Raw genomic sequence first — 25,408 nt, 5'->3', positions numbered from 1 at the left:
GCATATCTTCAGGGCAGGGTGTGATTCCCGATCGGCGGTATAGTCCGCGAGCTGTAGCAATATGGCTGACTTGGTGAAACTCCAAGACCGACAGTAAAGTCTGGATGGAAGAAGGTATAGGTAGTTCAATGAGTTTTTTTGCCCTGACTTTTTTGAAATTGTCAGGGTTTTTTTATTTTATGCTACCATACCCGTGAAGATAGAAATTAGGAGGGTATAACAATGAAAAACAACAAACTTAACACAATGATTAAAATTTCACTATTATCAGTAATGGCATTTATTCTTATGTTCTTTGAGATGGCGTTACCAATTTTCCCAGACTTCTTAAAAATAGACATAAGCGAAATTCCAGCTCTATTAGGTGCTTTTGCTTTAGGACCTGTAGAAGGAATTGCTATAGAACTATTCAAAAATGTACTTAAATTAATATTTAAGGGAACACAAAGCGGATTTGTTGGTGAATTTGCAAACTTTATAGTAGGATCAATTCTAGTATTTACTGCTGGAAGCATATATAAAGCAAAGAAAAGCAAAAAGACTGCACTTATAGGATTAGCAGTTGGTTCATTAGCAATGGCAGTAGCTGCTTCAGTACTTAACTATACAATATTCTTACCATTGTTTGCAAAAGTTTATAAAGCTCCAATAGATGCTTTTGTAGCTATGGGAAGTAAGGTTAATCCTAATATTAAATCTTTAAAGGATTTGGTATTGTGGTCAATACTACCTTTCAATCTATTAAAGGCAGTTGTAGTTTCAGTAATAACAATTCCAATATATAAGAGTGTGTCTCCAGTACTTCATAAAGATGAAGTACTAGAAGATAGTAAAAAGAATGCTTTAGGTAACTAAATAAGGAAAAGCCAATAGGGAACTATTGGCTTTTTAAATTAGACATATAAAATTATAAGAAATCTCTTTTCCACATTAATATAGCATTTATTCCTTTACCGTAATAATCTTTCCTTAATCCTTCTTGAATAAAATTATGTTTCTTATAAAGGCTTACAGCTGGAATATTATTTTCTCTAACCTCAAGGGTAATTGCTGGAATTTTATTCTCTTTGCAAATATCTATAATTGAATTTATAAGAACATCACTTCCGCCAATACCTCTGTAGTCAGGATGCACTGCAATATTTGTAATGTGGGTTTCGTCGATAATAATCCATACTCCAGCATATCCAATTACTTTATTATCTAACTTTAATATTAAGTACTTGGAAAATTTGTTTTTCAGCTCATTTTTAAGGGCAGATATTGTCCAAGGAGGTGAGAAACAAAGATTATTTATCTCAAGTACACTTTCTAAATCCTGTTCTTCCATTATGCAAGTAGTGAAATTACTCATTTGGTACCATCCTTATTTTATTTTCATACTCTCGTTCTGCTTGAGATTTTCTAAGATAAATAGGTGAAAAAGTAAATAAATTATCCTGATCTCCATTGAGAAGTTTTTTAATTCCAAGTTCACCAAGAGATGAAGCTCTAGCAATATTGAGATGTGCTGGTGCAAAATAAGAATTAGGGAAACTATTTGAAAGCTTCTCTTTAAATTTATAAGTTGCATCTCCAACAAAGCATACTTTAGGATCACCATTTTCTTTAAGCATTTGAATTAATTCATCTATGTGTATAGCCATATAATCTTTAATTCTTTCAAGATTTTCACCGCTGAATTTATATATAGAAGTATAAACATTATCCCTTAAAGCATCCATAATAGGGCAGATAATTCCATCGAAAAAGGCTATGTTATGCGCAAGACAATCTAGAGTAGAAACCCCTATTATAGGCTTATTAAGACCTTGAGCTAGTCCCTTCGCAGTAGCAAGACCAATCCTAAGTCCAGTAAAGGAACCTGGTCCTTCAGATACAACAAAGGCATCTATATTGACGATGTCTATATTTAAATTTTCTAATAAGGAATCTATTTGAGACAATAGAATTATTGAGTGCTGTTTTTTGTCATTATAAATAATTTCTCCAAGAAGCTTATTATCCTCTAAAATTGAACATGTGCTGCAGGTAGAAGAGGAATCTATACTAAGTATTTTCATAATTTGATCTCCTTTATATAATCATATCTTTTACCCCAAGAATTTACTTGGATTTTTCTATAGTTATTGCCCATTTCAGGAAGCTTATCAATTTTAATTTCTACGTGTTCTTCAGGGATTAAATCTTCAATATAATTTGACCATTCAATTACGCTTACCCCATTACCAAAGATATACTCGTCAAATCCAATGGCAGAAATCTCATCTGGATCATTAACTCTATATACATCAAAATGATACATTTTATGCCTGCCTTCATATTCATTTACTATATTAAAAGTGGGGCTAGTAATATTATCTTCGATTCCGAGGCCAAGAGCAATTCCCTTTGTAATATGAGTCTTACCAGTGCCTAAGTCACCGATTAAACAAATAATATCCCCTTCTTGAGATAGTTTTCCTATATTGAATCCAATTTCAATAGTTTTATCTATGTTATTAACAATAAACTCCATTTTATTCACTCCTAGTAAAGGGTAGATTCATTAGTTATTTTATACTAAATCAGCGAAAAATAAAAGTATATAAAAAAACTACCATTATAAAATTATAATAGTAGTTTTGAAATTAGAGTTCTATTTATTAATTATGCTGATTTGTTAATGCAGATTTTAAATAAGAAACTGCTTTAGAACAAAGGTTACTTTCTTCAACCATTTTATCTAAAATTGCGAAGGCTTCTTTTTGACTCATACCTTTTCTATAAGGCCTGTCCTCTGTAAGTGCTTGATAGATATCACAAACTGCAATTATTCGAGATTCTTCTGACAGTTCAGGAGAAGTTAATCCATTAGGATATCCTGTGCCATTCATTTTTTCATGATGATTTGACGCCCACGTGCTAATTTCCTTAGCAGAATCTAAACTATCTAAAATAATAGATGTGTAGTAAGCATGTGACTTAATAATAGAGAATTCCTCGCAATCAAGAGGTCCGTTCTTATCCAGAATGCTAGAAGGAATAGCAAGTTTACCTATATCGTGAAATAATCCGGCAATTTTCATTTTTAAACACTTTTCTTCAGGATAGTTTAAGTAACTTGAAATTTTATATGCTAATTCAGCTATATCTCGTGAATGTCTTGCAGTGAAGTTACTTTTTGTATCAATTATATTTGAAAAGGTGTGTGCAATTGATTCAAATTGCGCTAGGTCTAAGTTAATGTCTAAATTAGGGGAAACCCTATCTAGAATATTATCCATTATTGATATGTTTTCCATGTCAAACCAAAACATATCTTTAGAAGCAGCAGAAACAAACATATCTACTAGATCTTTAGAAAAAATTTTATTAGTGTTAGATTTTACCCAAGATATAATGAGGTTCTTTTGCTTAAAAGAATGTATATTTTCTTCATAAAGTAATTCTACTAGATCAGCCATTCTTATTAATTGACTTTGTAATGGAATTTCATCACCTTTTAGTCCCATTGGACCAGAGCCATTATAGTTTTCATGATGATATAAAATTACATTGGACATGTTGTTAAACATAGGAAATAGCTCTAGTATACTAGAACCCAACACACAATGCTCTTTTATAAATGCATCTGAGTTATGACTTTGCTTTAAGCCTTTTGATGCACCTATATCATGAAGTAAAGCAGATATATACAAAGCATTTTTTTCATCTAGATTAAAGTTTATAAACTTAGATAAACTCATGGCTATATATGCAACTCTTCTAGAATGGTTAGCAAATTCATGCTCTGAATAATTTACATTTGATACTCTTTCAACAATATCTTTATCTTTTATAGAACTTTTTTCCGCCAAGTCCAGTGCTAATGCCATAGCACGAATTGTTTTGTTTAAATTCACCCTCATAATTTTAAAATCCCACCTTGTAAAGATAAGCGATTATCTAATAAATAAATTTTAGCACACTATTTATGCGAATTAAATACAAAATTTAGTTAGATTAATATGTTTTTGAAATTTTCAGATACTAATCTTTGTTTTTTGCAAATATACATTAAAAAAATTTAAGAAAATATAATTCTGTATTGACATGAAGAAAAATTTCATGTATCATAGTATTCGTCGCTAGGCAGAAGGTCAAGCGATTATGCATCAACAAATATTAATATAGATAAAACTATATTAGAAGATACTTTTTATAGGGGTATAGCTCAATTGGTAGAGTAGCGGTCTCCAAAACCGTTGGTTCCGGGTTCAAGTCCTCGTGCCCCTGCCATGTAAAATCAGTAGAATCAAGGGTTCTGCTGATTTTTATTTTTTATGAAATGGGTTCTGAATATAAAATGGGTACTATTTGGGTACTGATGCAATAAAAAGTTAATTAAAAATAGAGTAAAATGCAATAAAAAAGCAAGGAGTTTTTTATCCCTGCTTTTGGTTTTGGATGTTTTTATTAAATATAGTTTCATTTGTATTTTATATGCTGTAATGATTTATTTATTCTTAATAGGCAATTATCGAAGTCTATATCTTGCCATTCTAAAGCTGCTAATTCTGCCATTCTCATACCACCAGCAAGAGGTAAGCCTGTAAGAGCTTTCTCCGCGCTTTTCTATGGCCGCCATAGTGGTACTTCTTTCTAAAATGTAGTAGTTATACAACTAAAGCTCTAATTTAGAAAAATCAATTTCCAAGTTCTCATATATGCCTACTTTGATTTTAGCTTTTAAGGTATAAGTTTCAGGAGCAGTATACTGCATCTTTTCATCAAGCCTATATACTAATATAGTATTATTCATAGGATTTACTATCCAATATTCTTTAACCTTATATTTCTCATATAAGCTTAATTTACGCACATAATCATTTGAAGGGTTATAAGGTGATACTACTTCTATTATTAGGTCCGGAGCTCCAGTACAGCCTTTATCAGTTAATTTGTTTTTATCGCATATTACTGATACATCTGGCTGAACAATGTTTCTGCAGTTATCTAAATTTTCATCATCAACGAGAAATACATCAAAAGGAGCTGGATATACCTTGCAACCTCCTTTATTTGATTTTATATAATTACCTATTTCAATAACTAAAGCTGATATTGTTTCTTGGTGTATTCTTGATGGAGCTGGAGACATTGCATAGATGTGACTATCAATAAGTTCGATTCTTTCATTCTCAGGGTAATTCATATAGTCAGTATAGGTGTATACTTTGCTTTTAGCTGTATTTTCCATGATATTGACCTCCTTATAAATAGGGTTATGTAATAGTGTAGTTAGCTAACTAGTGATATAGCTTATGTATTCTTCTTTATAGAAGAATGGTTATTTTTTTGAGTTAGATTTTTAAGATTAATTATATCATCTACAAATTTATCAGCTATTATTTTGGAGATATCAATTAATTTTAAAATGTTATTTCCACACTTATTGAAATCAGCTTCTTCTATAGAAACTATTAATTCTTCATTTTTGAAAATAACTATGTCATTAGAGTTTTGAACAAATATTTCATAACCATTATTTTCTAAAAAATTTATTATTTTAAAAGTTTCATCGTTATCAAACATAAAAGTCTCTAAGGCTTTTCTATATGATGTATCTGCTCCAGATACATTTACTATGTTAGCTTGATATAATAATTCATCAATTGGAACATCAAGAGCTTCGGCAATAGCTTTGATTACATCTAAACTAGGGTTTCCTTCATCTGTGTTTTCTAAATATGATATGTATTGGCCTGTTTTATTTATTTGCCTTCCTAATTCTCTTTGGCTTATATTTTTCTTGGTTCTTATATTTTTAAGATTATCTTTAAACAAAGGAATCACCTCCATACTAAATATTATTACATTGAAAATACCATTTGTCAAAGAAAAATTTATATAAGTTATTGACAAATGATATTTTGGGGATTATAGTTATAACAACAAATGACATTTGTCGATGATTGAGGAGGTGCAAAATGAGACAAGGCTTATTATTAAAAATGAAAAGAATAGAAAAAGGATATAACCAAGAAAGTTTCGGAGCTATTATCGGTGTAACTAGACAATCAGTATCTTTTTATGAAAGGGATAAATTAATACCTAGACCAGAAAAGATGAAAAAATCAGCGAAATTCTTGATACTCCAATCCAGGAACTTTTCTTTTCAGAAGAAAACTAGATCAATAATATTGACCTAATTAAAAACCTATAAAAGTGATGCCTATAAGTTATGCATATCAAAACTTATTATGTAAATCTAAGTAACATTTAATAGGTTCACATCTAAAAATAAATACTTGGAACTGAGGAATTGCTTAAAAGTGTTCCGGATATAAAGGATAAAATAAGGTTAATAGATGTTGAATTAGAAAAGGATACTTATGATATAGCTGATATAGAAAAGCTTAAAATTAAAAGGAATAGGCTTCATAGAAAGTTATCTAGAGCAATTCAAGCTATAAGTACTTTAAAAAGAGGAAGAACAAAAGATGATTTGCTATAGATATTTGATAAGTTAAACTACAAAACTATTGAAACAATGGTCGGATATTCAACAAAAACGATACAAAGAAGAATTGAAAAGAGTAAATTAGATATAGGAAGAATTTAGATATAGGAAGAATTATGTTCGGATTTGAGGATGAATTCTTCAAGGCGTTATTGAGATGATGGAAAGTATCTGCAGAATGTGAATACTTTTTTATTTTATTCTTTAAAAAAGTTCTGATTTTTAGAGGAGAACGCAAAATGTTGTAGAATATTGTTAATTATCCCACTTTAATGAATTTTATTAAAAGGAGAGTGAAGCGTATGGCAAAACTTAGCCAAACTGTAACTAGTATAGGTATTCCAGATGAAAGCAAGAAACAGTTAGCTACTTGTTTCTTTTGTGGACAAGAAATAAAAAAAGGAGGCTGCTGGGCAGGAGAATTTCATATAGGTGTTTGTAAAAAGTGTTCACCATATCTTATTGATCTTCTTGTAGATACATTGGAGGATAGTGATATTGAATTTAAAACCGCATCCATACAAGAGAAGTTAAAAAATATTGAAGAAATAAGTAAAACTAGATTAGAGAAAAAGGAGTTAAATAAGAAAGTGAATGAAAAATATGAAAATATAAAAAAATAGGCCTTAAATATTATGCTGAAATGGGTATTATTGATTATTTTGAATTTACCATGACTACAAATGAAGTAATTAAAAAAATTGCTGATGATCCATCCTATTCAAAAGAAATAATAATGGGATGTGAAAGGGAAGTAAAAGAATTTATAAATGAAAATTCAGGTGAATATCCTCATACTGTTAGGTTTTTTGCAATCCCAGACTTCTCATATGGCACATTTAATTTAGGTTGTGTAGCTAAGATAAGCAATAATGGATCTACATATATACTATGTGGAAACAGGGAATATTTTTCTGCTGTTGATGCTGGATATGATCCAAGTGTAAGATTAGTATATTAATACTTAAAAATAAATAAATTGTTGCAAATATTGTTGCAATCCAATAAAAAAGACGAAGAATTGAAAAGAATAAATTGACTAAAGGAAATTATATTCGGATTTGAAGATGAATTTTTTAAGGTGTTAATTGAGTGATGGAAAGTATCTGCTGAATGTGGGTACTTTTTTATTTTATACAAATATTGTTTACACCAATGCGAACATATGTTAGTATAAGTGTAAATATGTAGGCAGTATGATGATAAACATAGTAATTTATAAAATGGATATACTTAAATTTAAGTTGACAAGTCTAAACATATTAATATAATAGGTGGTTTGATGTTATGCTGCATGAAATGAGATTAAGACCAGAGGAATTTGACAATATCAAATATAATAATAAAATAATAGAGGTTCGACTTAATGATAAAAAAAGAAGAAAAATTAATGTAGGAGATAAAATAATTTTCTATAAAGTTCCTGAGTTAAATGAAACTATTAATGTAAAAGTTAAAAATATATATAAATTTTCAACTTTTAAAGATTTATATAGCGGATTTCCTTCCACATACTTTGGATACAGTAATTTAAATATTAGTGATATGCTAAATAAAATATACAGCATATATTCGCATAAAAAAGAGGAAGAAGAAGGAGTACTTGCAATTATGTTCCAAATAGATGATGAGAAAGCATTCACTAAATAACAAGAATATGGTAAAATTATTGTATATAGTGTAAAAAATGGAGGGGAGATTATGGATGTTATTGAATTAAAGAAATTTAGTGACATTAATTTAGGGGATGATTTTTTTGACACATTAAAAGCGGATTATCCAGGTTTTGATTTATGGTTTTCTAAAAAATCAAAACAGGAAGAAAGTGCGTACATATTAGATGATGATGGTATTCAAGGATTTTTGTATTTGAAAGAAGAAAATGAAGAGGATACTTCAATTACACCTAGCTTAGCTAAAAAAAGAAGATTAAAAGTTGGGACATTCAAAATTGATGCACATGGTACTAAACTTGGAGAAAGATTCATAAAAATTATAATTGATGAAATGTTTAAAAATAATTATGAAGAATCTTATGTTACAATTTTTAAGAAACACGATACTTTAATTAGTTTATTATTAAAATATGGATTTGAATATTATGGAACTAAGAGTAGTAAGGCCGGAATTGAAGATGTATATATTAAGTATTCAAAAAAGATATTTAAAGATATTTTTTTAGATTATCCAAAAGTTAACATTAAAAATAATAAAAAATTTATGTTATCGATATTTCCGGAATATCACACTAGAATGTTTCCTAATTCTCAGCTTAAGACTGAAAAGAATCATGTAGTAGAAGACACATCTTTTACAAATAGCATACAAAAAATATACCTCTCAGGTGCTAACATTAGTAATTATGGTAGAGGTGATGTAATAGTTATTTATAGAACGGCTGATAAAGGGAAAAAAGCAGAGTATTCCTCTGTAGCAACTTCTATATGCATTATTAATGAAGTTAGACATATAAGCGAGTTTAAAGATTTTGATGAGTTTTATAAGTATTGTTCCAAACACAGTGTTTTCGATAAAAATGAATTGGAGTATTTTTGGAAAACTAAAAGGTATAAATATTTAGTAAAGATGCTATATAATATAGCTTTAAATAAAAGGCCTATAAGACAACAATTGATAGAAGCGGTAGGGCTAGATAGAAATGAACGCTGGGTAGCAGTACAATTAAATGATGAACAATTAATAAAAATACTAGAATTAGGTGAGGTAGATGAAAGTTTTATTATCAATTAAACCAGAATATGCCGAGAAGATTTTTACCGGTGAAAAAAAGTATGAATATAGAAGAAATTTATTTAAAAGAGATGATATAAAAATAGTTGTAGTATATGTTACAAAGCCAGTAGGAAAAGTTATAGGTGAATTTGAAATTGATAATATATTGAGAGGAAATCCTAACTCTATATGGGAGCAAACTAAATTGTATTCTGGAATTGATGAAAATGCGTATATAGAATACTTTTCCCAAAAAGATATGGGATTTGCTATTGAGATTAAGAAAACTAGGATATATAAAAAACCTTTGGAGTTAGCAGAATTAAGCCCAAAAATTAAATACCCTCCTCAATCATTCATGTATATATAGGGAGGTGTTTGGTATATGGATAGAATAATTAACAAAAAAATTATTTTTGTCGCTGGCATACACGGAGTTGGAAAAACTACTTTATGTAAGAAAATATCGCAAATACTATCACTAAAACATTACTCGGCGAGTGAGTTAATAATGAATTTTAATTTAGATGTTATAAGGAAAGATAAGAAAGTTAGCGATATTAGTGAAAACCAAAATATTTTGCTGGATTCAATTGAAAGATATCTTAATGACGAGGAGTACTATTTATTAGATGGGCATTTTTCATTATTAGATACTAATGGAAATATAACAGAGGTTCCTTTAGATACATTTAAATCATTAGGTTTAAAAGCTATAATAGTTTTGGTTGATGAAGAATCTGAAATATTAAAAAAGTTAATTAGCAGAGATAAAGGATGCTATCAAATTAAGTTAATAAAAAAATTTCAGGAAAAAGAAATATGTTATGCTAAAGAAGTTGCAGAGAGTATAGGAATCAAGTGCAAAATAGTTAATGTAAATTCTGATATAGATCAATTAGTTATATTCATTAATGATATTTTAAATAAATAAATTTTATAATTAATATTAGAATCCATTGGGTACTATTTGGGTACTGAAATGAAAAAATAGTACCCAAAATTAAAAGAAAATAGGACAAGTTAATACCATAAAACCAGGGTTTATAAGGGTTTAAAACAAATTAATGAAATATAAAATAACCTATATAACGCACTCCAAAACCGTTGGTTCCGGGTTCAAGTCCTCGTGCCCCTGCCAAAAGAAGCCAGTAGAATCAAGATTCCGCTGGCTTTCGTTTTTTAATCAAATGGGCTCCGAATATAAAATAAGTAGTAATCCAATGTTTAACTTTTTATTTATGCAATTGCATTTATATCTACATCCTCAATAATAATTGAATTATTAATATTTTGTTTTGCCTTTGTGGATGCTAAACTTGCAATGTTCACAAGTTTATTTATTAATTCTGATATATTTTTAATTTTACTATTATTTATACTGCATCCTGTAATTCCTATTGATGCTGAGACCGGTATGCCATTTGAAAATGGATATGTATTTATTGAGCTGATTATTTTTTCCGCAAGTAGCCTGCTATTCTCTATACAATATGAAGTTACTATTGCAAATTCATCCCCGGCATATCTACACAAGTAAGAATTTGGTTCAAGAGTATCTTTTAGTATATTTGCTACATTTTTTAATATTGCATCTCCATTTATATGACCATATTTTTTATCTATATACCCGAAATTGTCCAAATCTATAAAAAGTATTGCTAGTTGTGTTCCGTTTTTTAAAAGATTATAAGCATTATAGAACATATATTCACTTTTATACAAGCCTGTAAGTAAATCTATGTGTTTACCCAATTCTATATTTAAAGCTGTTCTTGATATATATCCTTCTATATCATCTTCGTTTTTCACAAGTACAATATCAATATATTTATTTAAATCGAATATTTCCTTGACATTCCAAATGTGTGCATAACAATTAACAAAGATGAATCTATTAGACATTACATCAGCAACAATTCTGTTTGGATGAGCCCCAACTAGTTCTTTTTTAGTTACAACACCAGCTAATGTATCATTATCATAGGCAAGAAAGCATTCTACATTTTTTTCATAGAAAGCATACTGAACACGTCTTACCCCGTTCAGAATGTCAACCTTCATAAAATTTCTATCTACTATATTTAGAACTTGCTGCATCATAAATCGATAGACTTGCTAACATTAAGAGTTATAGTTACTTGAGCTTTTATAATCATTGATTCGTTAGCAATTCGCCCTCCCTCCGACATAATTATAGGAACAAGTTTATCCTTTGATAACATATTTAATATAGACCTTCTTACAACAATAGCCTCAACATACTCATGTTCAACTCTAATTATTTCATATTGATCTGGTGAAAGTATATCTACCATTCTTCTTGCTGCTTCTGGTCCAATGGGTGCTCTTTTACCTACTATTAGTACATCTTGCATTGGAGGCATTTCAAATTCTGAAAAACGCATATTTATTTCGGCTTTTTTGGTTGCTTGTATTTTATTATCCATTAAGCATTCCACCTTCCCTAGATACATATAATATGATATCATATTTTGTCTATTTTTTCTATTATATGTATTATTATTATGAAAAATTTAGAATATTTTATTATAATGTTTACAAGTTGTCTTTATGACTAATGATAATTCTTATAGTTTAAATAAAATTAGTTTAAAAATATAAAGCTGTTAGTTAATACAGGAGAAAGTTATGATAAGGATGCTCAGTTTGTAAGTAAGATGTCAGATAATAGATGAATTTAAATTATAAGTAATGTTGGTAAAAAACACTGTAATATGTAAAGATTAGAGTGTTTTTTTACGAAATATAATTTATAATAAAATAAATAATAAAAAGGAGGGGTAGAATGAATGTGATTAAAAACATGAAAATCAGAACTAAATTAGCAGCTGCTTTTATTTTGATGGTATTAATTATTGGAGCATTAGGTACTATGGGAATATATAGCGGAAAAAGACTTAGCGATAATGGACAAACTATGTATAACCAAAATATTTTTAGCATTAATAAGCTTCATTTGATAATGGAAAACTTGCTAAATATTCGTTCGGAGTTACAAGGACTTGTTTTTGTTGATAGAAGTGAGGATTCAAAGAATAAAAGATTAACTATACTTGAAGATCTAAAACAAGAGAATCTTGTATATATGAAATCCTATGAGAAAGTAAGTTTTAATGCAGACAGCAAAAAGCTTTGGGATGAGTTTAATGTGCGTTTGGAAGAATACAGATCAGTTAGAGATAAAATTATTAACCTTGTTAAAGAAAAGAAATACAATGAAGCTGCAGCTATGGGAACTAATTTAGAAACTGTTAGAGTGAGTATGTTTGATCCTTTAAATAAATTAGTTACATTGAATGAAAAAATGGCTAAAGATAGTAATAGCCAAAATATATCAATTTACGATAGTATTAATAAAGTTATGTTAATTTTAATGAGTTCAGGTTTATTTATTGCTATTGTTTTAGGAATTATAATTTCTTTTTATATTTCAGGCTCTATAAGAAAAGGTTTACAATTTGCAGAGGCCTTGGGAAATGGAGATTTATCTTTTAAGTTAGATCTAGATAGTAAGGATGAATTAGGTCAATTAAGTAAGGCATTAAATAATGCAAGAGAAAACATAGTTAAGCTAGTTAAAGAAATAATTGAACAATCAGAACAAGTAACTGTTTCTAGTGAAGAATTATCATCTATTGTACAAGAGGTAACTTCAAAAATTGAAAATATAAATGAATTTGCCAATGAAATTGTAAAAGAAACACAAGAAGCTAGTGCTACTACTGAAGAAATTTCTGCTTCGGTGGAAGAAGTAAACTTTGGAGTTGCTGAGCTTGCCAATAGATCTACTGAAGGAAGTAGTGAAGCTCTTGGCATAAAAGAAAGAGCAGAGGAAATAAAAGAAAAGGGAAGTAAGTCTCAAATTACTGCTATAAATTTATATGAAACTAAACAAGTAAACATTATTAAGGCTATAGAAGAAGGAAAAGTAGTTGAAGAAATTATTGTGATGGCTGACTCTATAGCGCAAATTGCTGAACAAACTAATTTACTTGCTTTAAATGCGGCAATAGAAGCTGCAAGAGCAGGAGAGCAGGGAAAAGGATTTGCTGTTGTTGCTGATGAGATAAGGAAACTTGCTGAACAATCTTCAGATAATGTTAAAAATATTCAAGATATAATTATCAAAGTACAAAATGCTTTTAAAAATTTATCAATAAATTCCCAGGATGTATTAGAGTTCATTGATAAAGATGTTAAGGTAGATTATCAATTACTTGTTGATACAGGCGAAAGTTATAACAAGGATGCATTGTTTGTAAGTAAAATGTCAGAAGATATTGCAGCAATGGCTGAAGAAATAAATGCAACTATTGATGAAATATCTAAGGTAGTTCAAGGCATAGCAACTTCATCTCAAACTACTGCGTCTAATTCTAACCAAATAATGTCAAGTATTGATGAAACAACAAGAGCTATGGGAGAGGTTTTGCACAGCTCAGAAAATCAAGCTGCAATTGCTGAAAGGTTAAATAAATTAATACAAAGATTTAAATTTTAGTATGTTTGAAATTATAAAAATACGGTAATTAAAGCTAGAATAAAAAAGTAAGTTAGAGGAATCATATAATTATAACCTTAACAAAGGAGGAATTCATATGATGATCCGAGAAGGTTTAATACCAACTATTTTAGGTGCAGTTGTTAGTGGAACAGGTGCAACTATGAGCAGAAGAAAAGTAGCTCCGATGATAGCTGCTGGTATAATAGGTTTTGGTTTAGCTCACATTGTTTTAGGCTCAATTGATTTAGTAGAGCATAGAAATCGTATCATAAAGTAAAACAAAATGAAGGCATTATTTATGCCTTCATTTTAATTATGAGAGAAATAAAAAAATATATTAATTCTTATGCTTTTCTAGACATAGATAAGATAGAGTGATATAATTACAATGTTTTTCAGGAGAATATAAATATCAAAATAGGAGAAATATAATATGAAAAAATTAATTATTCTAATTATATTGCCTATATTAGTTCTGTTTTTTGGGTGCTCAAAAAACAACACAAATCTTTCAGATAAAGATAAGGGTAATGAAGCACCAGTAACAGATGATAATAATATTGTAAAAAACCAAAAATATAGTTTTGGACCTATGGCTGATGCATCAAAAATTGATGATGAAACTAAAAGATACCTACAAGATTTTTTAAACAAACTAGGAGACCCTACAAAGGATAAAATTACTTTTGAGGTTATGAGGACTAAATATGAATCTGATGGATCTTTAATGGTTGACATTTTTATTAGAAATGGTAATCCTGAGACAGTATTTAATATAGATACAACATTACAGTTAATAGAAAATGATGTGGTAATAGCAACGGCGGATTTTAAGTTTACTTTAGAGGATTTTGGGAAACTACCTAAAGATACCTCAAGACCATGGACTATATTATATTTTCCTGAAGATATGAAAAATAAGGATATTAAAATAAAAAATCCAATTATTAAATCTACTAAATGTGAATATGAATTTTAGAAGCTTGATTGAATAAGATTATACTATTTAATCAAGTTTTATTTTTTAGAAATTTAAATTATAATAGAATTGTTGTAGGCTTTAAGAATGGAGGAATTAAAATGCTAGAGTGGGATATTGTGATAATTGGAGGTGGACCTGCAGGACTTGCTGCTGCAATAAGGGCAAAAGAGTTAGGAAATGACAGAGTATTAATTTTAGAAAGAGAAGGCTACCTTGGTGGAGTATTAAATCAATGCATTCATAGTGGTTTCGGATTTGAAATAATGCAAAAAGAGCTTACAGGACCAGAATACGCTGAAGTATTTATTAGAAAAATATTAGTTATGGGTATAGAATATAAATTAAATACAACAGTATTCGATTTAAAGAGGGATAAAATAATTTATGCAGTAAATGAAGTTGATGGAATAATTGAAATTAAATCTAAAGCAATAATTCTAGCTACTGGTTGTAGGGAGAGGCCAAGAGGAACAATCAATATTGCTGGAAGTAAAAGCGCTGGGATTTTCACTGCAGGAACAGTTCAAAAATTTATTAACCTAGAAGGATATATTCCTGGCAAGGAAGTTGTAATTTTAGGTTCCGGAGATATTGCTCTTGTGGTAGCAAGAAGATTAATTTTAGAGGGAGCAAATGTTAAGGCTGTTATTGAAGTAAATGAACAGATTGAAGGCAAGAAAGAAAATCTAGAGGATTGTATAAAGGATTTTGATATTCCATTAAAGTTATGTTATACAGTTGTAGGGGTGGAAGGTATTGATAGAGTTGAAGGAGTAATCATTTCAAAAATAGATGAAAATAAAGTGCCTATAAAAGGAACAGAAGAATATATTGCCTGCGATACTATAGTATTGTCTGTAGAGTTAATACCTGATTCAGAATTATTAAAAGGCATTGGCATAAATCAATGGACTTCTTCAAGGGGGCCAAAAGTTAATGAAAATATGGAAACGGAAATAGAAGGAATATTTGCCTGTGGGAATTTACTGTATGTTCATAATAAGGTGGATAAAATAACACTTGAAGGGTACTCAGTTGGAGAAAAAGCAGTAAAATATATAAATGAAAACTACTATAAAAGCCTATGAAAATATAGGTTTTTATAGTAGCTTTTTTAAACAAGGCTTACATATAAGTGTCTTGCCCTTATTACCATAGATTATATCTTTTTCATCTTTTATAGATTTTCCGCATATTTCACAAGTTGGAGAAAGAGTATGTTTTTTTCCTACTGTGTTATCAAATAGACTGCTATTTTTTTTATTTGAGGGTGGATTATATTCTATAGGCTTTTCAGCAGTATTTCTTTTTTTTATCTGAAAATCCATAGAATATTTACTTTCTGCAAAAAGTTCTAATTCGAAACGTGGATTTTCGGAGTCGTAATATTCTTCTATAATAAGTGATCTAATTTGTGCATCATTTATTATAAGTCCGCTTTTTTCTATGCCATCAAAAATACTCTTAGGAATATTGGTAGTATCCGGATGCCTTTTTTGGCTTTTATAATATACCTTTAGTATAGCAATTAAGGATTCGGAAAGTACAGTATTTGGATTTTGAATACGAGCTTCATATGCTATTTGTTGTTCATAAATGGCATATCTATCATGATACTTTCCAGAATTAAAAGGGAGAATAGACCTTCCTTTTAGATTAGAAAGTTTAAAGTTTGATTTTGTAATAGGGGAACCCTGTATTACAATCTTTGCGTAATCCTTTGACATATTGGTAACTCCTTTAAAATTAAGCTATAATCATTATAGCACATATGTTCGATATAGGTAATGATATTTTCTTATTTCCAGAATTGATTCTTATCTATTGGGGAATACTCAAGTAAGTGATATAATAGTATAGAATTTTAGGTTTCTAGATAAAAATATTTATTTTTGTATATTTTAGAAGGGGAAAAAAATGAAGGATATTAAGATATTAGCTATAGAAACTAGTTGTGATGAAACTGCTGCTGCAGTTGTAGTAAATGGAAGAGAAGTAATGTCAAATATAATATCTTCTCAAATTGATATTCATACTAAGTTTGGAGGAGTAGTTCCTGAGGTGGCTTCAAGAAAACACATTGAAGCTATTAGCTTTGTAACTGAGCAAGCACTTAAGGAAGCAAACCTTAGTCTTCAAGATATAGATGCCATAGGAGTTACTTATGGACCTGGGCTTGTGGGAGCACTATTAGTAGGAGTGCAATATGGAAAGGCATTGGCTTATAGTTTAAAAAAACCTTTGATTGCTGTTAATCATATAGAGGGTCACATTAGCGCAAATTTTATTCAATATAAAGAATTAGAACCACCTTTTATTTGTCTTATTGTATCTGGTGGACATACTTTTATTGTGTATATGAAAAACTATGGACAATTTGAAATATTAGGGCAAACTAGGGATGATGCTGCAGGAGAAGCCTTTGATAAGGTTGCAAGAGCTATAGGGCTTGGATATCCTGGTGGTCCAAAGATAGATAAAATTTCTAAAGAAGGAAACCAAAAAGCTATAGTTTTTCCAAGGGCAAATTTTCACGAAAAAGGATGTCTAGATTTTTCTTTCAGTGGAATTAAATCTGCAGTATTAAACTATATTAATAAAGCAAGTATGAAAAATGAAGCTATAAATGTAGCTGATGTTGCTGCTTCTTTTCAAAAGGCCGTTGTTGATGTGCTTGTAGATAATGCTCTACAGGCATGTAAAATGAAAGGTGTCGACAAAATAGCCATCGCAGGTGGGGTTGCTTCAAATACTTGCTTAAGAGATACTATGATTAGTGAAGGATCAAAAAAAGGGATTAAAGTTCTTTTCCCTTCACCAGTATTATGTACAGATAATGCAGCTATGATAGGAAGTGCAGCTTATTATGAACTTATAAATGGAAGAGTTGCAAATTTAAAGTTAAATGCTATTCCAAACCTAAAACTAGGAGAAAGATAAGCAGACATCCCAAATCTGCGATTTGGTGATGGTCGCTTACTCCTTCGAGGAACGAGAAGGAGTTTCCTACAAAACACATCTCAAATTATTAATTTCATAAATTTATTTTAAAGCTTTTTTAATGTTCAGAGTTAATTTATAATATTTTATATAGAAATGTGTTGAAACTACCGAAATAGGAGGTGTAAAAATTTGGACAAGATACTAGTTATTAATGATTGCAGACTCGAAGAGGTAATAATGAAGGACATTCTAGTAAATGAAGGATATCAAGTAAAGATAGATAATGAGTATGGAGCAATCAGTAGTGTTAAAGATTTTTTACCTAATACGGTTATTGTAAATCTTATAATGAGAGAAACCACTGGAGATAAATTAATTAGCAGAATAAAGGGAATTAACAATGAAATAAAATGCATATTATCTTCTAGCAACTTATTGCAATTAGAAGATTTTTCGGAAAATAAAGTAGATGCAGTAATAAAAACACCTATTGAGAGGGAGTCGCTTTTAAAAGCGGTAAAAGATCCAGCAAAAGCTAAATTAAAGGCTAAGTTTTGCATAAATTGTGGAACTAAAATAGAAAAAGAAATTGAATTTAGAGCGAAATTTTGTCCTGATTGTGGTGAAAAGCTATAATTTATAAAAAAATTCAAAATTTTTAAAATAAACACTAGAAATTATATAATTAATGTAGTATAATTATTTATGTAAACATTTTCAATTATCAAGTTGCCAAATCCAACCCCATTTAAAATATAAATTCCATCAAAAAGCACCGATAATAATATCGGTGCTTTTTAAATGATTTCTTCCCATGAAGAGTAAAGCTCTTCTAATTTAGATTGATAATCGTTAATTTGTTTATTGATTTCCTCGCTTTTTTTAGGATTTGAATAAACTTCCTCAAGACAAAGAAGATTAGTTAATTCATCTACTTGCTTTTCTATATTCGATATCTCTTCTTCGAGGTTTTTAACTTGTAATTGCTTTTGCTTTTGAATTTTTTCTTCCTCACGTTTTTTCTTTTTTTCATATTGAATCTGAGTTTTAGTTTTACCTTCGTTTTCTAGAAGTTCTTCGAATCTTAAAGGATTATTTTTCTTCTCTACATAATAATTATAGTTTCCTAAATAAGTTTTTACGCCATTTTCATTTAATTCATAAATCTTTTCAGCTATTTTATTTAAGAAGTATCTATCATGTGAAATAGTAATTATAGTTCCATCATATCCAAGAATAGCATCTTCTAATGCTTCACGGGACATTATATCTAAGTGATTTGTAGGTTCATCTAAAAGAAGAAAATTAGATTTAGATAACATAAGCTTTAAAAGATTTATTTTGCATTTTTCTCCACCACTTAGGGAAGAAATTTTTTTAAATACCTCATCTCCAGTAAACAAAAAGATTGCAAGAGAGTTTCTGAGTTCTGTGGCAGTAAGGTTAGGGAAATCATCCCAAATTTCATCTAATACTGTTTTATCATTATCCAAGTTAGATTGTTCTTGATCATAATACCCAATATATGCATTTTTACCTAAGGCACAAACTCCTTTATCAGGTGAAACCTTACCCATCAGAATTTTAAAAAGGGTAGTTTTACCCCGACCATTTTCTCCAATTAAAGCAACTCTTTCACCACGTTTAATATCTAGGTCTAGATTGTTAAACAAAGTCTTATCGGAAAAACCTTTTGATAAACCTTCAATATGGAGTACATCATTTCCGCTCTTTATGGGAGTTTGAAATTGCATTTTTGTAATCTTCTTATCCTTAATAGGAGCGTCGATTCTCTCAATTTTATCTAAAGCCTTTTGTCTGCTTTCAGCGGCTCTGATGCTTTTTTCTCTATTAAATGAGCGATATCTTTCTATTATTTCTTCTTGTCGTTTGATTTCTTGTTGCTGAAGCGTATATGCTTTTAATTTTTCTTCATAAGCTTTTTTCTTTAATTCAACATAATCAGAATAATTGCCGTTGTATGTATCTACAATACCGTTATTTAAATCAAAGGTTTTGGTAGTTATAGAATCTAGAAAAAATCTATCATGAGATACAACGATAATTGAACCTTTATATGATTTAAGGTATTCTTCTAACCATTCAATTGTCTCTAAATCTAGGTGGTTTGTAGGTTCATCTAACAATAATATATCAGGATTAGAGAGAAGAAGCTTACAAAGTGCTATTCTGGTTTTCTGTCCACCACTTAAGATGTTAATAGGTTTTTCATAATCTTTTTCTATAAAACCTAGACCTTGCAAAACCCTACTAATATTTGCTTTAAAGGTATATCCTCCACGATTAACAAATACTTCAGATAATACTGCATATTCTTTAATTATTTTATCATGATATTCTGAATTAGAAGGATCATAAGGTCTATTCATTTCTATTTCTAATTCTCTTAATTTTGTCTCTAAGTCTAATAAATCTTGAAAGACTGACAGTACCTCTTCATAAATAGAACTACTACTTTCAAGGGAAAGATGTTGGGCAAGATATCCAATTTTTTTATTCTTATCAATAAATATTTCTCCATCATCTGGATCCAATTGCTTTGTAATTATCTTCAATAAAGTTGATTTACCTGCACCATTTGGTCCAACTAAACCTACTCGCTCACCTTCTTCTATGCTGATTGATACACTTCTTAAAATTACTTCAATACCATAAGCTTTGCTTATATTTTTGCAACTTAAAACTATCATCTGTTTCACCTACCCTATAACATTGTACTATGTAATCGTAAATTTTTGTAGATAATTTAAAATGAAATAGATTGGTAAATGATTTTTATTAGATAAAAAATGCATAATAATATGCTATTTACTTAGAATAGATATAAATAAAGTAATAAACGACAGAATAGTAACTTGACAATATTAAAAATGCTGTTCTTGTATAAATAAAATAAATATAGTAAAATAATAAATTAAATAACTAATTAAGTATTTTAAAATAATAAATAGCATTTTGTATTGTTATTTGTATTTTAGGCATATTTTCTTGAAAAGGGGTAAAAGGTGATGGAAAAGAAAAAAGAAATATCTATGGCCGTTATAAGGAGATTACCTAAGTATCAAAGGTATCTATACGAGTTAATGAGACATGATATTGATAGAATATCTTCAAAAGAGTTAAGTGAAAAAATTGGCTTTACTGCTTCACAAATAAGGCAAGATTTAAATAATTTTGGAGATTTTGGACAGCAAGGCTATGGATACAATGTTAAAGACTTACTAGGAAAAATTAATTCTATTTTAGGCTTAGATCATGAATATAACATTGTTATAATCGGAGCCGGCAATATAGGTCAGGCTGTAGCAAATTACACTAAATTCGACAGATTAGGTTTTAAACTGTCAGCAATATTTGATGTGAACCCTAAATTGGTTGGTATTAAAATTAGAGATGTAAAAATAAAAGATATTGATGAATTAGACGATTATCTTAAAAATAACAAAGTTGACTTAGGAGTTATATGTGTTCCTAAATCTAACGCTCAAAGTGTTTGTGATATTTTGGTGGCTAATGGAGTCGAAGGAATATGGAATTTTGCACCAATAGACCTTGAAACTGGTGGAAAAGTTATTATTGAGAATGTACATTTAAGTGAAAGTTTACTTACTTTAACTTATTTATTAAATTGCCAAAAAAATAACACAGATTAAAGGTAAAAGAATGTTAACGTTTACTAAGAAAAGTGTTAAAAGCATTAATTTTTGTTGAAATATATTTATTTACGATATATAATGAAAATGTAGGTTTTATTTTGGGTAGAGGTAAAAAATTATAAGAATTTTACCTATTATTGTTACGATATTAACAATAAAAATGGTAGAATAATTAAGTCAAGTTGTGGGGAGGATAATTATTATGGAATTAAAAAATGTTCTGCTTCAAAAGGAAGGAAATGTAGCGTTAGTTACAATCAACAGACCTAAAGCTTTGAATGCACTAAATTCAGAAACCCTAAAAGAACTAGACATAGTTATTGACGAAATTGCAAATAGCAATGATATATTTGCTGTAGTTTTGACAGGGGCTGGAGAAAAGGCTTTTGTAGCTGGTGCAGATATATCTGAAATGAAAGAAATGAATGTATTACAAGGTAGAAATTTTGCTATACTTGGGAATAAAGTGTTCAGAAAATTAGAAACATTAGAGATACCTGTTATAGCAGCTATAAATGGCTTTGCATTAGGCGGAGGCTGCGAACTTTCTATGGCTTGTGACATAAGAATTGCATCAGAAAAAGCTAAATTCGGACAACCAGAAGTAGGACTAGGAATTACTCCGGGCTTTGGTGGAACTCAAAGACTTGCAAGACTAGTAGGTATGGGAATGGCTAAAGAGATAATCTATTCAACAAGATTAATAGATGCTCAAAAAGCTTTACAAATAGGTCTTGTAAATAGTGTTGTAGCACCAGAAGCATTATTAGATGAAGCTAAAAAACTTGCAGGGGAAATAGCAAGTAAAGCTCCAGTTGCTGTAAAACTAAGTAAACAAGCTATAAATAGGGGTATGCAAGTTGACATGGATACAGCAATAATGATAGAAGCTGAGGTGTTTGGAGAGTGCTTCTCCACTGAAGACCAAACAGATGCAATGACAGCATTTGTAGAAAAAAGAAAATTAGAAGGTTTCAAAAACAGATAGGAGGTTAAATTAATGAATTTTGAATTTACTAGAGAACAAGAATTTGTAAAACAGATGGTTAGAGAATTCGCTGAAAATGAAGTTAGACCAATAGCTGGAGAAATAGATCAAACTGAGGAATTCCCAATAGAAAACGTAAAGAAAATGGCTAAATATGGAATAATGGGATTGCCTTTCTCAACAGAATATGAAGGAGCTGGTTCAGACTATCTTTCATACATATTAGCAGTTGAAGAACTAGCTAAAGTATGTGGTACTCACAGTGTTATTCTTTCTGCTCACGTTTCACTTTGTGCTGCTGTAATAGATCAATTTGGAACAGAAGAACAAAAGAAAAAATACCTTCCAGACTTAGCAAGCGGAAGAAAAGTTGGTGCTTTCGGTTTAACTGAACCAAATGCAGGAACAGATGCTGCTGGACAACAAACTGTAGCAGTTAAAGATGGAGATAACTACATCCTTAACGGACAAAAAATATTCATAACAAATGGTGGATATGCTGAAACTTTCATAGTTATGGCTATGACAGACAAGAGCAAAGGTGTTAAAGGAATATCTGCATTTATAGTAGAAAAATCTTTCCCAGGATTCTCAATAGGAAAAGTTGAAGATAAATTAGGAATAAGAGCATCATCTACTACTGAATTAGTATTTGAAGACTGCGTAGTTCCAGCTGAAAACATGCTTGGAAAAGAAGGAAAAGGATTTGGAATCGCAATGAAGACTCTTGATGCAGGAAGAATTGGTATTGCTGCACAAGCATTAGGATTAGCAGAAGGTGCTTTAGAAGAAGCTATAAAATATATGAAAGAAAGAAAACAATTCGGAAAAGAATTATACAAATTCCAAGGAATGGCTTGGATGGCTGCTGAATGTAAAGCTAGAATTGAAGCTGCAAGATATTTAGTATATAAAGCTGCTTCTAATAAACAAGCTGGTTTACCATATAGTGTAGAAGCTGCTACAGCTAAATTATTTGCTGCTGAAACAGCAATGGATGTTACAACTAAAGCAGTTCAAATGTTTGGTGGATACGGATATACTAAAGATTATCCAGTAGAAAGATTAATGAGAGATGCTAAGATAACAGAAATCTACGAAGGAACATCTCAAGTTCAAAAGATGGTTATCTCAGGAGCATTATTCAGATAATAGATTAATCAAGGAGGGAATAAAACGATGAAAATAGTTGTTTGCTTAAAACAAGTTCCAGATACAAACCAAGTTAAAATAGATCCAGTAACAGGAACACTTATAAGAGAAGGAGTTCCATCAATAATAAACCCAGAAGATAAACACGCTTTAGAAGAAGCATTAAGATTAAAAGATGAAAACGGAGCTCATGTAACAATAGTAACAATGGGACCTCCACAAGCAGAAGCTGCATTAAGAGAAGCAATGGCAATGGGAGCAGATGACGCTATATTAGTAACTGACAGAGCATTCGCTGGAGCAGATACATTAGCAACATCTCATGCATTAGCAGGAGCATTAAAGAAATTAGATTATGATCTAGTATTAGCAGGAAGACAAGCGATCGACGGAGATACAGCTCAAGTTGGACCAGAAATTGCTGAACACTTAAGTCTTCCACAAGTAACTTATGTACAAAAAGTAGAAGTAGCTGGAGATGCATTAAAAGTAACTAAAGCATTAGAAGATGGATACGAAGTAGTAGAAATCAAAATGCCATGCGTACTTACAGCAATTAAAGAATTAAACAATCCAAGATATATGAACGCTAGAAACATATTTGAAATCTTCAAGAAAGAAGTTAAAGTATGGAGTGCTGACGATATAGATGTTGATAAAGCTTTACTAGGCTTAAAAGGATCTCCAACAAAAGTTAAGAGATCATGGCCAAAAGAAAACAAAGGTAAAGGCGAAGTAGTTAACATGTCAGCTAAAGAAGCAGCAGCATTTGCAGCAGCAAAATTAAAAGAAAAGCACTATATTTAGTATATAAGTAGAAGTGGAGGTATAAACAATGAATATAGCAGATTTCAAGGGCGTTTGGGTTTTTGCCGAACAAAGAGATGGAGAGCTACAAAAAGTAGCATTAGAATTAGTAGGAAAAGGTAGAGAAATAGCTAACAAATTAGGAACAGAATTAGTAGCTATATTATTAGGAAATAAAGTAGATGACTTAGCAAAAGAATTATTAGCTTTTGGTGCAGATAAAGTAATATATGCAGAAGATGAAAAATTAGCACACTTCACAACAGATGCTTACACAAAAGTAATTTGTGATTTAGTAAATGAAAAGAAACCAGAAGTAATGTTAATCGGAGCATCATTCCTAGGAAGAGATTTAGGACCAAGAGTAGCAGGAAGATTATCTACAGGATTAACTGCTGATTGTACAGGATTAGATGTAGAAGAAGGAACAAACCACTTAATGATGACAAGACCAGCATTTGGTGGAAACTTAATGGCTACAATCATGTGTACTGAAAACAGACCACAAATGGCTACAGTAAGACCAGGAGTTTTTGATAAATTAGCTAAAGATGAAGCTAAAGTAGATGCAGCTAAAATTGAAAAAGTTGCAGTAACTCTTGGAGCAGATGACTTAAGAGTAAAGGTATTAGAAGTTGTTAAAATAGCTAAAGAAGTTGCTGATATCGGAGAAGCTGAAATATTAGTATCTGGAGGAAGAGGAGTAGGAAGCAAAGAAAACTTTGCAATACTACAAGAACTTGCTGATGTATTAGGCGGAACAGTAGCAGGATCAAGAGCAGCAGTAGAAAATGGCTGGATAGACCATGCATTACAAGTAGGTCAAACAGGAAAGACTGTAAGACCAAAACTATACATTGCTGTAGGAATTTCTGGAGCTATTCAACATTTAGCTGGAATGCAAGACAGTGATTACATAATCGCTATCAACAAAGATGCTGATGCATCAATAATGAAAGTAGCTGACTTAGGATTAGTTGGAGACTTCAGCAAAGTTGTTCCAGAAATGGTAGCTCAAATTAAAAGCTATAAATAATTAATAAAAAGTATATTATGCTAATATTTGACTTTATAAATATTGCATAATGTGCTAATATAGTTAATGAAAAGTATA

Annotated in this window: 29 protein-coding genes, 1 tRNA gene, 2 pseudogenes and 1 riboswitch; of the genes and pseudogenes, 21 read left to right on the top strand and 11 right to left on the bottom strand. The window is 30.1% G+C overall.

The genetic code is table 11. From position 1 onward, the window contains the following. A riboswitch (FMN riboswitch) is annotated at positions 1–120 on the top strand. Between the two features lie 102 nt (positions 121–222). Then, positions 223–855, top strand: coding sequence for an ECF transporter S component (locus tag CLHOM_RS15965; protein WP_052222682.1), 633 nt, complete (start codon positions 223–225; stop codon positions 853–855). A gap of 52 nt (positions 856–907) precedes the next feature. On the opposite strand, the gene rimI is transcribed toward CLHOM_RS15965, so the two are convergent. The 4 genes from rimI to CLHOM_RS15945 all read right to left on the bottom strand — a co-directional run bounded on the left by rimI (position 908) and on the right by CLHOM_RS15945 (position 3,890). Further along, positions 908–1,354 (bottom strand): ribosomal protein S18-alanine N-acetyltransferase, encoded by a 447-nt coding sequence (rimI, locus tag CLHOM_RS15960; protein WP_052222681.1) that lies wholly within the window; start codon positions 1,352–1,354, stop codon positions 908–910. Then, complete coding sequence (gene tsaB / locus CLHOM_RS15955) at positions 1,347–2,063, bottom strand: tRNA (adenosine(37)-N6)-threonylcarbamoyltransferase complex dimerization subunit type 1 TsaB (protein ID WP_052222680.1); 717 nt, start codon at positions 2,061–2,063, stop codon at positions 1,347–1,349. Before tsaB ends, rimI begins: the two co-directional genes overlap by 8 nt. Then, the gene (gene tsaE / locus CLHOM_RS15950) at positions 2,060–2,518 is read right to left on the bottom strand and encodes a tRNA (adenosine(37)-N6)-threonylcarbamoyltransferase complex ATPase subunit type 1 TsaE (RefSeq protein WP_052222679.1); all 459 of its coding nucleotides are present in this window, start codon (positions 2,516–2,518) and stop codon (positions 2,060–2,062) included. Before tsaE ends, tsaB begins: the two co-directional genes overlap by 4 nt. Positions 2,519–2,645: 127 nt before the next feature. Beyond that, positions 2,646–3,890, bottom strand: coding sequence for an HD-GYP domain-containing protein (locus tag CLHOM_RS15945; protein WP_052222678.1), 1,245 nt, complete (start codon positions 3,888–3,890; stop codon positions 2,646–2,648). A gap of 294 nt (positions 3,891–4,184) precedes the next feature. Between CLHOM_RS15945 and CLHOM_RS15940 the strand changes: the two genes are divergently transcribed. Then, a tRNA-Trp gene (locus CLHOM_RS15940) sits at positions 4,185–4,260 on the top strand. Between the two features lie 189 nt (positions 4,261–4,449). On the opposite strand, the pseudogene CLHOM_RS18070 reads toward CLHOM_RS15940, so the two are convergent. The 3 genes and pseudogenes from CLHOM_RS18070 to CLHOM_RS15930 all read right to left on the bottom strand — a co-directional run. Beyond that, a pseudogene (locus tag CLHOM_RS18070) lies at positions 4,450–4,575 on the bottom strand (site-specific integrase); the annotation flags it as partial. Positions 4,576–4,645: 70 nt separating this feature from the next. Then, positions 4,646–5,221, bottom strand: coding sequence for a Uma2 family endonuclease (locus tag CLHOM_RS15935; protein WP_052222677.1), 576 nt, complete (start codon positions 5,219–5,221; stop codon positions 4,646–4,648). Between the two features lie 62 nt (positions 5,222–5,283). Beyond that, positions 5,284–5,808 carry a helix-turn-helix domain-containing protein gene (locus CLHOM_RS15930; RefSeq protein WP_052222676.1) on the bottom strand — a complete coding sequence of 175 codons (525 nt, stop codon included), beginning with the start codon at positions 5,806–5,808 and terminating at the stop codon, positions 5,284–5,286. Positions 5,809–5,951: 143 nt separating this feature from the next. On the opposite strand from CLHOM_RS15930, the gene CLHOM_RS15925 reads away from it, so the two are divergent. From CLHOM_RS15925 to CLHOM_RS15890, 8 genes are all read left to right on the top strand, one after another. Then, positions 5,952–6,173, top strand: a complete 222-nt coding sequence (locus CLHOM_RS15925) for a helix-turn-helix transcriptional regulator (protein WP_052222675.1) — start codon at positions 5,952–5,954, stop codon at positions 6,171–6,173. 113 nt (positions 6,174–6,286) lie between these two features. Beyond that, a complete protein-coding gene (locus CLHOM_RS15920) occupies positions 6,287–6,478 on the top strand; it encodes a hypothetical protein (RefSeq protein ID WP_052222674.1) in 192 nt (63 codons plus the stop codon). Between the two features lie 308 nt (positions 6,479–6,786). Beyond that, on the top strand, positions 6,787–7,107 hold the full coding sequence (locus tag CLHOM_RS15915; RefSeq protein WP_052222673.1) for a hypothetical protein: 321 nt from the start codon (positions 6,787–6,789) through the stop codon (positions 7,105–7,107). A 20-nt stretch (positions 7,108–7,127) separates the two neighbouring features. Continuing rightward, complete coding sequence (locus tag CLHOM_RS15910) at positions 7,128–7,445, top strand: hypothetical protein (protein WP_052222672.1); 318 nt, start codon at positions 7,128–7,130, stop codon at positions 7,443–7,445. Positions 7,446–7,771: 326 nt separating this feature from the next. Beyond that, on the top strand, positions 7,772–8,134 hold the full coding sequence (locus CLHOM_RS15905) for an ASCH domain-containing protein (RefSeq protein WP_052222671.1): 363 nt from the start codon (positions 7,772–7,774) through the stop codon (positions 8,132–8,134). 51 nt (positions 8,135–8,185) lie between these two features. Further along, positions 8,186–9,235, top strand: a complete 1,050-nt coding sequence (locus CLHOM_RS15900) for a hypothetical protein (protein WP_052222670.1) — start codon at positions 8,186–8,188, stop codon at positions 9,233–9,235. Continuing rightward, positions 9,213–9,587 (top strand): ASCH domain-containing protein, encoded by a 375-nt coding sequence (locus CLHOM_RS15895; protein ID WP_052222669.1) that lies wholly within the window; start codon positions 9,213–9,215, stop codon positions 9,585–9,587. The genes CLHOM_RS15900 and CLHOM_RS15895 overlap by 23 nt, the downstream gene beginning before the upstream one ends. Before the next feature lie 15 nt (positions 9,588–9,602). Then, positions 9,603–10,151 carry an ATP-binding protein gene (locus tag CLHOM_RS15890; protein WP_052222668.1) on the top strand — a complete coding sequence of 183 codons (549 nt, stop codon included), beginning with the start codon at positions 9,603–9,605 and terminating at the stop codon, positions 10,149–10,151. 305 nt (positions 10,152–10,456) lie between these two features. Here CLHOM_RS15890 and CLHOM_RS15885 read toward each other — a convergent pair whose 3' ends face one another. After that, complete coding sequence (locus CLHOM_RS15885; protein ID WP_052222667.1) at positions 10,457–11,320, bottom strand: diguanylate cyclase domain-containing protein; 864 nt, start codon at positions 11,318–11,320, stop codon at positions 10,457–10,459. Next, the gene (locus tag CLHOM_RS15880) at positions 11,317–11,667 is read right to left on the bottom strand and encodes a hypothetical protein (RefSeq protein ID WP_052222666.1); all 351 of its coding nucleotides are present in this window, start codon (positions 11,665–11,667) and stop codon (positions 11,317–11,319) included. Before CLHOM_RS15880 ends, CLHOM_RS15885 begins: the two co-directional genes overlap by 4 nt. A 359-nt stretch (positions 11,668–12,026) precedes the next feature. On the opposite strand from CLHOM_RS15880, the gene CLHOM_RS15875 reads away from it, so the two are divergent. The 4 genes and pseudogenes from CLHOM_RS15875 to CLHOM_RS15860 all read left to right on the top strand — a co-directional run. Further along, positions 12,027–13,742, top strand: coding sequence for a methyl-accepting chemotaxis protein (locus CLHOM_RS15875; RefSeq protein ID WP_052222665.1), 1,716 nt, complete (start codon positions 12,027–12,029; stop codon positions 13,740–13,742). A gap of 97 nt (positions 13,743–13,839) precedes the next feature. Further along, positions 13,840–14,022, top strand: a complete 183-nt coding sequence (locus tag CLHOM_RS15870) for a hypothetical protein (RefSeq protein ID WP_052222664.1) — start codon at positions 13,840–13,842, stop codon at positions 14,020–14,022. 156 nt (positions 14,023–14,178) lie between these two features. Next, positions 14,179–14,724, top strand: coding sequence for an SLAP domain-containing protein (locus CLHOM_RS15865; RefSeq protein WP_074782670.1), 546 nt, complete (start codon positions 14,179–14,181; stop codon positions 14,722–14,724). 101 nt (positions 14,725–14,825) lie between these two features. Further along, positions 14,826–15,788, top strand: a pseudogene (locus CLHOM_RS15860) (NAD(P)/FAD-dependent oxidoreductase); the annotation flags it as partial. 39 nt (positions 15,789–15,827) lie between these two features. Here CLHOM_RS15860 and CLHOM_RS15855 read toward each other — a convergent pair. Further along, positions 15,828–16,454: a RusA family crossover junction endodeoxyribonuclease gene (locus CLHOM_RS15855; RefSeq protein WP_052222662.1), complete on the bottom strand. Its 627-nt coding sequence runs from the start codon at positions 16,452–16,454 to the stop codon at positions 15,828–15,830. 190 nt (positions 16,455–16,644) lie between these two features. Between CLHOM_RS15855 and tsaD the strand changes: the two genes are divergently transcribed. Both tsaD and CLHOM_RS15845 read left to right on the top strand, forming a co-directional pair. Continuing rightward, positions 16,645–17,667, top strand: a complete 1,023-nt coding sequence (gene tsaD / locus CLHOM_RS15850) for a tRNA (adenosine(37)-N6)-threonylcarbamoyltransferase complex transferase subunit TsaD (RefSeq protein WP_052222661.1) — start codon at positions 16,645–16,647, stop codon at positions 17,665–17,667. 192 nt (positions 17,668–17,859) lie between these two features. Next, positions 17,860–18,306, top strand: a complete 447-nt coding sequence (locus CLHOM_RS15845; protein WP_052222660.1) for a response regulator — start codon at positions 17,860–17,862, stop codon at positions 18,304–18,306. 161 nt (positions 18,307–18,467) lie between these two features. Here the strand turns inward: CLHOM_RS15845 and abc-f are convergent, their stop codons facing one another. Beyond that, positions 18,468–20,381 (bottom strand): ribosomal protection-like ABC-F family protein, encoded by a 1,914-nt coding sequence (gene abc-f, locus CLHOM_RS15840; protein WP_052222659.1) that lies wholly within the window; start codon positions 20,379–20,381, stop codon positions 18,468–18,470. Between the two features lie 318 nt (positions 20,382–20,699). Between abc-f and CLHOM_RS15835 the strand changes: the two genes are divergently transcribed. The 5 genes from CLHOM_RS15835 to CLHOM_RS15815 all read left to right on the top strand — a co-directional run bounded on the left by CLHOM_RS15835 (position 20,700) and on the right by CLHOM_RS15815 (position 25,330). Beyond that, positions 20,700–21,344, top strand: coding sequence for a redox-sensing transcriptional repressor Rex (locus CLHOM_RS15835; protein WP_052222658.1), 645 nt, complete (start codon positions 20,700–20,702; stop codon positions 21,342–21,344). Positions 21,345–21,549: 205 nt separating this feature from the next. Continuing rightward, positions 21,550–22,335: a short-chain-enoyl-CoA hydratase gene (locus CLHOM_RS15830; protein ID WP_052222657.1), complete on the top strand. Its 786-nt coding sequence runs from the start codon at positions 21,550–21,552 to the stop codon at positions 22,333–22,335. A 12-nt stretch (positions 22,336–22,347) separates the two neighbouring features. Further along, positions 22,348–23,487, top strand: coding sequence for an acyl-CoA dehydrogenase (locus CLHOM_RS15825; RefSeq protein WP_052222656.1), 1,140 nt, complete (start codon positions 22,348–22,350; stop codon positions 23,485–23,487). Positions 23,488–23,514: 27 nt separating this feature from the next. Beyond that, positions 23,515–24,294, top strand: coding sequence for an electron transfer flavoprotein subunit beta/FixA family protein (locus CLHOM_RS15820; RefSeq protein ID WP_052222655.1), 780 nt, complete (start codon positions 23,515–23,517; stop codon positions 24,292–24,294). A 28-nt stretch (positions 24,295–24,322) separates the two neighbouring features. Then, entirely contained in the window at positions 24,323–25,330 is a 1,008-nt protein-coding gene (locus tag CLHOM_RS15815) for an electron transfer flavoprotein subunit alpha/FixB family protein (RefSeq protein WP_052222654.1), read from the top strand. Positions 25,331–25,408 lie beyond the last annotated feature (78 nt).

Source organism: Clostridium homopropionicum DSM 5847, from assembly GCF_001263795.1.
Taxonomy (GTDB): Bacteria; Bacillota; Clostridia; order Clostridiales; family Clostridiaceae; genus Clostridium_H; species Clostridium_H homopropionicum.
The sequence above is the reverse complement of the archived record's forward strand: the minus strand, read 5'-3'. Positions and strand labels throughout refer to the sequence as shown.

What these genes read in the sequence shown, in the direction of transcription:
- CLHOM_RS15825 (WP_052222656.1), top strand. Translation starts at nt 22,348, where the DNA reads ATGAATTTTGAATTTACTAGAGAACAAGAATTTGTAAAACAGATGGTT.
- CLHOM_RS15835 (WP_052222658.1), top strand. Translation starts at nt 20,700, where the DNA reads ATGGAAAAGAAAAAAGAAATATCTATGGCCGTTATAAGGAGATTACCT.
- CLHOM_RS15915 (WP_052222673.1), top strand. Translation starts at nt 6,787, where the DNA reads ATGGCAAAACTTAGCCAAACTGTAACTAGTATAGGTATTCCAGATGAA.
- CLHOM_RS15890 (WP_052222668.1), top strand. Translation starts at nt 9,603, where the DNA reads ATGGATAGAATAATTAACAAAAAAATTATTTTTGTCGCTGGCATACAC.
- rimI (WP_052222681.1), bottom strand. Translation starts at nt 1,354, where the DNA reads ATGAGTAATTTCACTACTTGCATAATGGAAGAACAGGATTTAGAAAGT.
- CLHOM_RS15875 (WP_052222665.1), top strand. Translation starts at nt 12,027, where the DNA reads ATGAATGTGATTAAAAACATGAAAATCAGAACTAAATTAGCAGCTGCT.
- CLHOM_RS15820 (WP_052222655.1), top strand. Translation starts at nt 23,515, where the DNA reads ATGAAAATAGTTGTTTGCTTAAAACAAGTTCCAGATACAAACCAAGTT.
- CLHOM_RS15880 (WP_052222666.1), bottom strand. Translation starts at nt 11,667, where the DNA reads ATGGATAATAAAATACAAGCAACCAAAAAAGCCGAAATAAATATGCGT.
- CLHOM_RS15870 (WP_052222664.1), top strand. Translation starts at nt 13,840, where the DNA reads ATGATGATCCGAGAAGGTTTAATACCAACTATTTTAGGTGCAGTTGTT.
- CLHOM_RS15830 (WP_052222657.1), top strand. Translation starts at nt 21,550, where the DNA reads ATGGAATTAAAAAATGTTCTGCTTCAAAAGGAAGGAAATGTAGCGTTA.
- CLHOM_RS15855 (WP_052222662.1), bottom strand. Translation starts at nt 16,454, where the DNA reads ATGTCAAAGGATTACGCAAAGATTGTAATACAGGGTTCCCCTATTACA.
- CLHOM_RS15935 (WP_052222677.1), bottom strand. Translation starts at nt 5,221, where the DNA reads ATGGAAAATACAGCTAAAAGCAAAGTATACACCTATACTGACTATATG.
- tsaE (WP_052222679.1), bottom strand. Translation starts at nt 2,518, where the DNA reads ATGGAGTTTATTGTTAATAACATAGATAAAACTATTGAAATTGGATTC.
- CLHOM_RS15965 (WP_052222682.1), top strand. Translation starts at nt 223, where the DNA reads ATGAAAAACAACAAACTTAACACAATGATTAAAATTTCACTATTATCA.
- CLHOM_RS15815 (WP_052222654.1), top strand. Translation starts at nt 24,323, where the DNA reads ATGAATATAGCAGATTTCAAGGGCGTTTGGGTTTTTGCCGAACAAAGA.
- CLHOM_RS15925 (WP_052222675.1), top strand. Translation starts at nt 5,952, where the DNA reads ATGAGACAAGGCTTATTATTAAAAATGAAAAGAATAGAAAAAGGATAT.
- CLHOM_RS15865 (WP_074782670.1), top strand. Translation starts at nt 14,179, where the DNA reads ATGAAAAAATTAATTATTCTAATTATATTGCCTATATTAGTTCTGTTT.
- CLHOM_RS15905 (WP_052222671.1), top strand. Translation starts at nt 7,772, where the DNA reads ATGCTGCATGAAATGAGATTAAGACCAGAGGAATTTGACAATATCAAA.
- tsaB (WP_052222680.1), bottom strand. Translation starts at nt 2,063, where the DNA reads ATGAAAATACTTAGTATAGATTCCTCTTCTACCTGCAGCACATGTTCA.
- CLHOM_RS15885 (WP_052222667.1), bottom strand. Translation starts at nt 11,320, where the DNA reads ATGATGCAGCAAGTTCTAAATATAGTAGATAGAAATTTTATGAAGGTT.
- CLHOM_RS15895 (WP_052222669.1), top strand. Translation starts at nt 9,213, where the DNA reads ATGAAAGTTTTATTATCAATTAAACCAGAATATGCCGAGAAGATTTTT.
- CLHOM_RS15910 (WP_052222672.1), top strand. Translation starts at nt 7,128, where the DNA reads ATGGGTATTATTGATTATTTTGAATTTACCATGACTACAAATGAAGTA.
- CLHOM_RS15900 (WP_052222670.1), top strand. Translation starts at nt 8,186, where the DNA reads ATGGATGTTATTGAATTAAAGAAATTTAGTGACATTAATTTAGGGGAT.
- tsaD (WP_052222661.1), top strand. Translation starts at nt 16,645, where the DNA reads ATGAAGGATATTAAGATATTAGCTATAGAAACTAGTTGTGATGAAACT.
- CLHOM_RS15945 (WP_052222678.1), bottom strand. Translation starts at nt 3,890, where the DNA reads ATGAGGGTGAATTTAAACAAAACAATTCGTGCTATGGCATTAGCACTG.
- abc-f (WP_052222659.1), bottom strand. Translation starts at nt 20,381, where the DNA reads ATGATAGTTTTAAGTTGCAAAAATATAAGCAAAGCTTATGGTATTGAA.